Genomic DNA, 6,525 nt, shown 5'->3' with positions numbered 1-6,525 from the left:
TCGTCGGTTCGGGGCTGAGCCTAGTTGGTGAAAGTGGTGAAACTACGCTGGTTTGGCTGGCGCATTCGCGCTGGTCGGATTGGGGCGCGTGTTGGTCAATCTGGTGAAACCTAAGCTAGCGCTATCAGGCGTCGGCGCCGCGCGCCCTCCAGCCGCCGCCGTCGGGGACCCTCGCGACCTTCTTGACGTCGACGTGAACGAGCTCGCCGGGCGCCTCCCTCTCGTAGCGGCGCGGGGTCACGGGGCCGCGTCTCCTGGGCTCGCCGGTCACGCGGTCGACGTCGGCCAGGCGCGGCAGGCCGTTGCGCGCGACGATCCTGGCGCAGGTGCGGGCGGGCACCCCGGTCTCGGCGGCGAGGGCGAGCGGGGCGAGCAGGCGGGCGCGGCGGGCCTCCACGACCCTCGCCTCGACGTCGGGGGGCGTGAGCCTCGCGAGGTGCGAGGGGCGGCTGCGGCGGTCCGACAGCGGCTCGCCCGCCTCGGCCCTCGCGATCCACTTGTGGGCCGTCTGCCTGCTCACGCCCGCCTCCCGGGCGACGGCGGACACGCTCTCGCCGGCGCGGACGCGCTCGACGAGCCTCTGCCGCCCGCGGGGCGTGAGCCGTGAGTTAGAATGCTGGAACAAGGGGGGCTCCTCTCGCTGCAACCTTCGACAAGTCACAGCTTGGAGGAGTCCTCCCCTTTTGTCACGTCATGTGTCAACAACCTGTTGGCACACAACAGCTAAGCACGTGTCGGAAGAATCCGCACGAGGCTGGGTACGGCTAAGCATCCCACGCTCGCAGCACCACATGACAGGAGAATTTATGGCGCTCCCCCATCCGTCACCGTACGCCAGGGGAACAGGATGTGACTGACTGCCCACCACACCGAATGGCAACCGGAGCCCCACACGAGGGCGGGAACGTCGCGCTACGCAGGGCCCCAACGTGGGGGAGTAGGGAGCCCCCTCCTTGTCGCTCGTTGCGCAGGAGAGGCGCTTTCGCCCCTGTTGACATACACAAAAAAGCGGGCCACCCGAAGGTGACCCGCGAACGTGTGGTAGCCCGTAGCAGATTCGAACTGCTGATCTCCGCCTTGAGAGGGCGGCGTCCTAAACCGCTAGACGAACGGGCCAAACTGATTGAAGCGCACATGGCTGGGACGGAGAGAGTCGAACTCCCGCTGACGGAACCAGAATCCGTTGTCCTACCACTAGACGACGTCCCAATTGGTGTTGTCTTGTGCGTCTCAATGCGATAAGATACTTTACCCCATCTGCTGCAGCCACACAAGGGTGAATCTCAAATTCTTTTCGGGGAGCCATCCAGGGCCTTAAGCCCCCTATCCCTTGCCGCGCATCCGATCAAGGAGCACTTCGCGGTCGCAGGGAAGCTCGTCGTTGATCACACCCGAGAGAAGCTCGCCAAGCATGGCTCCAACGGCAGGGCCAGGCGGCATGCCAGTCTCCCGAATGACGTCCGCACCGGTGACGGGAAGGTCCTTCATGCGATAGACGGCACCCCCCTCGATCTGCCGGCGGAGGCATTCGGTGACGCGATCGAGTTCGGCGACGTAGCGCTCCGCCCCGGGTGCCTTGGACACCGCGTCCGCGCGCTTGAGGTCGAGGAGCGCGAAGGTGAGGGAGGGAGCCTCCCCCGGGCAGGCGCGCTCGAACTTGGAGAGCGTCCTCCTCATCGACCGGGCCGTCGGCTTGACCACATGGTCGTGGAGACGCACCAGCATGCGTGTGGACGAGACGAGCGACCCGGGCAGAGCGAGCTCGCGCATGATCGACTCCGCCATGACGGCGCCGACCTTGGGATGCCCGAAGAAGTGGCCGCGCCCCGTCTCGTCGCGCGTGAACGTCACCGGCTTGGCGACGTCGTGGAGAAGCGCCGCCCACCGCAGTGCGGGCAGGGGCATCCCACCGCCAAACTCCTCGACCGCCGCGCAGACGTGCGAGGTGTGCTCAAGCACGTCGTAGATGTGGTAGGGGGTGCACTGGTCAAAGTCAGCCATTGCCGCCACCTGTGGGATGGCCTCCCCCATGACCTCGGTCTCGTGGAGAAGCGCCCAGGACATGCGCCCCGACGCGATGATGCCGTCGAGCTCCTGCCCGACGCGCTCGCGCGCGACGTGGGCAAGCTCCGGGGCGCAGGCGGCGAGCGCCTCCTGGGTGCGCGGCTCCACCGAGAAGCCCATGCGGCACGCGAACCGCACCGCACGAAGCACCCTGAGGGCGTCCTCCTCAAAGCGAAGCCTCGGGTCCCCCACGGCACGGATGAGCCCCCTCGCGAGGTCATCCCTCCCGCCGAACGGGTCGAGGAGCCCGCGCACGGGGTGGAACGCCATGGCGTTGATGGTGAAGTCACGGCGCGCGAGGTCCTCCCGCACGTCGGTGACGAAGCGGACCTCGTCGGGATGCCTGAGGTCGCTGTAGGCGCCCTCCACCCTATAGGTGGTGATCTCCACGGGATGCCCGTCCACGACCGCGGTAACGGTGCCGTGCTTGGTCCCCGTCTCGTGGACGGTGATTCCCGCCGCACGAAGGCACGAGGCGGTCTGCCTCCAGTGGGCGGAGGTGGTTACATCCACGTCGTGCGAGGGCGCTCCGAGCAGCGCATCCCTCACCCATCCCCCGACGACCCAGGCCTCGAACCCCGCCGACTCGAGGACGGAGAGGACCCTCACCGCGTAGTCGGGAAGGTCGTAGGCGGGAACTCCCACCGCTCCCATGTGGCCTCCCTCCGGAAGCGTGCAGACGGGACCCCCGACGACACGCTGGCCCCGCGCACCCCTGTCTTCCCACGAGTATACGGCAGACATGGGAGTACGCCCCCAGACGCCGTCGCTCGCGCGTCTCCACACCCGCCACGCCGCTGCAAGGCCAACGCAACCGCCGTGCTATCCTCGCATCGGTGCAAATTTAGATCCGCCAAGCGCGGGAAGGGAGAACGAATGGACACGATGAGGAGCGTCACCACCGAGGACCTGGCGAACAGCCGCGAGGGGTTCTTCTCCGAGCGCGCGAACGTCGTCGCCAAGAACGCAGTCACCAGCATGGGCCTTCGCGCGGCGGCGCGCGTCCCCGAGGGAGTCGCGGGCAACACGATGCAGTTTGACATCGACCTCACCCAGGGCAAGCGCTGCGACCAGCAGCGCTCCGGCCGCTGCTGGATGTTCGCGAGCCTCAACACCATGCGCTACCGCGTCATCAAGAAGTACAACCTCAAGACCTTCGAGCTAAGCCAGGCCTTCCCCCTGTTCTACGACAAGCTGGAGAAGAGCAACTGGTTCCTCGAGAACATCCTCGACACGCTTGACGAGCCCCTGGGCGGCAGGCTCGTCTCCTACCTGCTGACCGACCCCATCGGCGATGGTGGGCAGTGGGACATGTTCAAGAGCCTCGTGAGGAAGTACGGCGTCGTCCCCAAGGAGTCGATGCCCGAGACCGCCTGCTCGCGCAACACCCGCGAGATGGACGCGTATCTCACCCGCTACCTGCGCGGCTGCGCCAAGCGCCTGCGCGAGTCCCACGAGGCGGGGGTCGGCCCAGACGACCTCTCCTCGATGAAGAAGCAGATGATGGACGACGTGTACCACCTGCTCGTCACCTGCCTGGGGGAGCCCCCCGCGAGCTTTGAGGTGCGCCTGCGCGACAAGGACGACGAGCTCGCGCTCTCCGGCACGTTCACGCCCAGGGAGTTCTTTGACGAGGCGGTGGGCATGGAGCTCGACGACTACGTGTCGCTGATCAGCGCCCCCACCGCCGACAAACCGTTTGGCCACACCTACACGGTGAGCCGCCTGGGCAACGTGTGGGAGGACGGCGGCGTGCGCTACCTCAACCTCGAGCCCGCCGAGCTCAAGCGCGTCGCCCTGGCGCAGCTGCGCGACGGCCTCCCCGTGTGGTTTGGCTGCGACGTGGCACAGAGCTACCTGGGCGACGAGGGCATCATGGACACCGCCGCCCTCGACGTGGACGGCCTCCTCGGGTTCCCCGTGGAGGGCTGCATGGACAAGGCGGAGCGCCTGGACTACGGCGAGTCCCTCATGACCCATGCCATGGTGCTCGAGGGCGTCAGGTTGGACGAGAGTGGCGCCCCCACCCTCTGGAAGGTCGAGAACAGCTGGGGCAAGGACCACGGCAGGGACGGCTTCGACACCCTCTCCGACCCCTGGTTCGACCAGTACGTGTACCAGGTCGTTGTGGATAAGAAGTACCTCTCGCCCGACGAGCGCCACACCTACGAGACCGAGGAGCCCACGGTCCTGGAGCCCTGGGACCCCATGGGATCCCTCGCGCTCGCCCGCTAGGGACGCACAGCAGCCACACGACAGCGACCAAAGGCGCCCTCCCCGCCCACGGGAGGGCGCCGCGTTAGGAGAGACATGAGCACCACAGTCGAGCCCAGCTGGGCACGGGAACAGCACGACAGCTTTGGCGGAAGCCGCGGCAACCGCATCGCGCGCAACGCGGTGACGTCCGACAACCTCTTCAAGGCGGCGCGCGACGTCTCGACCCTGAGGACCTACCACGACACCTTCTCGGTTAGCCGACCCAAGACGGGAGAGGTGACCAACCAGCGTCACTCGGGCCGCTGCTGGATGTTCTCGGCCTACAACGTCGCCCGCGCCGAGACCATGCGCCTGCTCGACGTCGACAGCTTCGAGTTCAGCCAGTCGTTCGGCATGTTCTACGACAAGCTGGAGAAGGCCAACGCCTTCCTCGAGAACGTGATAGCCCTGGCAGACCGTCCCGCAGACGACCGCGAGCTCTCGTTCGTGCTCGAGGGCGGCATCGAGGACGGGGGCTACTACCCGTTCGCGATGAACCTCATCGCGAAGTGGGGCCTCGTCCCCAAGGACGCGATGCCCGAGACCGCCTGCTCCAAGGACTCCTCGCAGATGGACGCCCAGCTCAACAGGCTCGCAAGGCGCGACGCGTGCGAGCTTCGCCGCATGCATGCCCAGGGCGTGGACGACGATGCCCTCAGGGCGCGCAAGCAGGAGATGCTCGAGGGCTTCTACCGCATGCTCGCGATCTGCCTGGGCGAGCCCCCTGCGACGTTTGACCTCGAGATCGCCGTCGGCAAGGACGCGAAGGTCCCCACCGAGAGGCTCGAGATCCAGGGCGGCTCACGCGAGGGCGACGGAGGCAAGGGTGATGGCAAGGACGACGACAAGCCGCGCCGCATCCTTCGAGACCGCGGCATCACCCCAAGGCAGTTCGCTGAGCGCTACGTTCCCTTTGACCCCAACGACTACGTCGACCTGGTCTCGATCCCCGGCGAGACCCGACCCTTCAACCATGCGTACCACCTGAGGTGGACCGACAGCGTGCTGGGCGCCACGCCCCTGCGCTTCCTCAACGTGGAGCCAGAGGTCCTCGACGCCGCGGCCGTGGCCTCGCTCAAGGCGGGCGTCCCCTGCGAGATGTCCTGTGACGTGATGCAGCAGTTCCCGCGCGGAATCGAGGACTTCCCCGGGGTGCTCGCCCTCGACACGATGGACTACGAGGGTCTCTTCGACGTCGACCTGCAGATGGGGCGCGCCGACATGTACGACCTGCGCGAGAGCTCGCTCACGCACGCGATGACCTTCCAGGGCGTGGAGCTGGGCGAGGACGGGCGTCCCGTCGCATGGCGCGTGGAGAACAGCTGGGGCAAGGACGCCTGCAAGGACGGCTTCCTGGTGGTCTCCGCCGACTGGTTCCACCTGTACGGCGGAGAGGTCGCCGTCCGCCGCGAGTTCGTTCCCGAGGACGTGCTCAGGATGTGGGACGAGCTGCCCGCCGACGAGGTGGAGCCCTGGAGCGGCATGGGCCGCGCGCTTCGCCACCAGTCGCTGTAGCGGAGGGGAGAGGCAATGGCAGGCATCGAGAACATCGTCTTCGACATGGGGCAGGTGCTCCTCCGCTTTGACGGCATGCTCTTCTCGCATGCCTTCACGTCGAGCGAGGAGGACGCCCACGCCCTCAACAACGCGCTGTTCTCCAACCCTTCCTGGGCGCTGCTCGACGCCGGCGTCATCAGCGAGGACACCATGCTCGCCATCGCCCGCAGGCGGCTTCCGGAGCGCCTGTGGCCAAGCCTTGAGGACGCCGCCGCCAACTGGGACCTGCACCAGCCGGCGATCGACCAGACCAACGACCTCGCACGGCGGCTGCACCAGGCTGGGTACAGCCTCTACCTGCTGTCCAACGCCGGCGTCAGGTTCGACCGCGCCAAGGGGAGGATCCCCGTGCTCCCCCTCTTCTCGGGCTGGGTGGTCTCGGCCTACGAGCACCTGATGAAGCCCGACCCCGCCATCTACGCCCTCCTGTGCCAGAGGTATGGGTTGGATCCCTCCTCCTGTCTCTTCGTGGACGACAACCAGGACAACGTGGAGGGCGCTCGCAAGGCGGGGATGAGCGCCTACCGCTTCACCACCGCCACGGACCTCGAGGTGCACCTGGGAGACTTCGGCATCACCCTCTAGCGCATTTGGGAAGAGACGAGAGGGCACCCATCGGCGCGGGTGGCAAGCCGGTGGGTGCCCTTC

Annotated in this window: 5 protein-coding genes and 2 tRNA genes; 3 read left to right on the top strand and 4 right to left on the bottom strand. The window is 67.1% G+C overall.

Going from position 1 to position 6,525, the window contains the following annotated elements; translation table 11 throughout:
• Window positions 1-124 precede the first annotated feature (124 nt).
• The 4 genes from FYJ68_RS08345 to FYJ68_RS08330 form a co-directional block, all read right to left on the bottom strand.
• Window positions 125-625: a helix-turn-helix domain-containing protein gene (locus FYJ68_RS08345; protein WP_195837772.1), complete on the bottom strand. Its 501-nt coding sequence runs from the start codon at window positions 623-625 to the stop codon at window positions 125-127.
• 414 nt (window positions 626-1,039) lie between these two features.
• Window positions 1,040-1,116 (bottom strand) — tRNA-Glu (locus FYJ68_RS08340).
• A gap of 19 nt (window positions 1,117-1,135) precedes the next feature.
• Window positions 1,136-1,209, bottom strand: a tRNA-Gln gene (locus FYJ68_RS08335).
• Between the two features lie 114 nt (window positions 1,210-1,323).
• Entirely contained in the window at window positions 1,324-2,718 is a 1,395-nt protein-coding gene (locus tag FYJ68_RS08330) for a CCA tRNA nucleotidyltransferase (protein WP_154435752.1), read from the bottom strand.
• Window positions 2,719-2,940: 222 nt separating this feature from the next.
• Between FYJ68_RS08330 and FYJ68_RS08325 the strand changes: the two genes are divergently transcribed.
• From FYJ68_RS08325 to FYJ68_RS08315, 3 genes are all read left to right on the top strand, one after another.
• Complete coding sequence (locus tag FYJ68_RS08325) at window positions 2,941-4,299, top strand: C1 family peptidase (protein WP_154435751.1); 1,359 nt, start codon at window positions 2,941-2,943, stop codon at window positions 4,297-4,299.
• A gap of 75 nt (window positions 4,300-4,374) precedes the next feature.
• Window positions 4,375-5,835 (top strand): C1 family peptidase, encoded by a 1,461-nt coding sequence (locus FYJ68_RS08320; RefSeq protein WP_154435750.1) that lies wholly within the window; start codon window positions 4,375-4,377, stop codon window positions 5,833-5,835.
• 15 nt (window positions 5,836-5,850) lie between these two features.
• Window positions 5,851-6,462: an HAD family hydrolase gene (locus FYJ68_RS08315; protein WP_154435749.1), complete on the top strand. Its 612-nt coding sequence runs from the start codon at window positions 5,851-5,853 to the stop codon at window positions 6,460-6,462.
• The last annotated feature ends 63 nt before the right edge of the window (window positions 6,463-6,525 follow it).

Source organism: Olsenella porci (assembly GCF_009695875.1).
Lineage (GTDB): Bacteria > Actinomycetota > Coriobacteriia > Coriobacteriales > Atopobiaceae > Olsenella_H > Olsenella_H porci.
Note: the sequence above shows the minus strand (reverse complement) of the source record. Positions and strands in the feature narration are given on the sequence as shown.